Genomic DNA, 655 nt, shown 5'->3' on the forward strand with positions numbered 1-655 from the left:
TGACCTGTCCCCCGGTCGTCCCTCGTTCATAACGAGAGTCCTTGGGGTTGATAGTGGTCGGTTTCGGGTTGGGCAAGCGCGCCGGGCGCGGAGCCCTCAGATTGCTCAAGCGCGCGGCGCGCTTCTGCCGGGGTCTGATTGCCCAGCGAGGAATGCGGCCTAACGTTGTTGTAGTCGTAGCGCCAGATGGCCAGCTTGCGGCGGGCGTCGGCCAGGCTGTCGAAGATCTCCTCGTTGAGGCATTCGTCGCGCAGACTGCCGTTGAATGACTCGATGAAGCCGTTCTGTTGTGGCTTTCCCGGGTCGATGTAATGCCACTCGACCTTGTTGTCGTTCGCCCATTGCAGGATCGCCTTGCTGGTGAACTCGGTGCCATTGTCACTGACGACACAGGCCGGTTTGCCGTAGATGCGAACCAAGGCGTCCAGTTCGCGCGCCACCCTGGCCCCCGAGATGCTGGTATCAGCGATCAGGCCAAGGTTCTCGCGGCAGCAATCGTCGTTCACCGCCAGGATGCGGAACTTCCGGCAGGCCCCGAAGGTGTCCGACAGGAAGTCCAGCGACCAACGCTGATTTGGCTGCAGGGGCGCTGGCATCGGGGTTCGGCTGCCGCGCGCCCGCTTGCGGCCACGACGGCGGCGCACCGACAGCCCTT

1 protein-coding gene is annotated in these 655 nt (G+C 63.8%); it reads right to left on the reverse strand.

Features of this window, described 5'->3' with window-relative positions:
- Positions 1 to 26: 26 nt before the first annotated feature.
- Positions 27 to 655: IS3 family transposase (locus DSD19_RS21125; protein WP_113671004.1), on the reverse strand; the 629-nt coding region annotated here is incomplete at its 5' end.

It is taken from the genome of Rhodovulum sp. BSW8, assembly GCF_003314725.1.
Lineage (GTDB): Bacteria > Pseudomonadota > Alphaproteobacteria > Rhodobacterales > Rhodobacteraceae > Rhodovulum > Rhodovulum visakhapatnamense.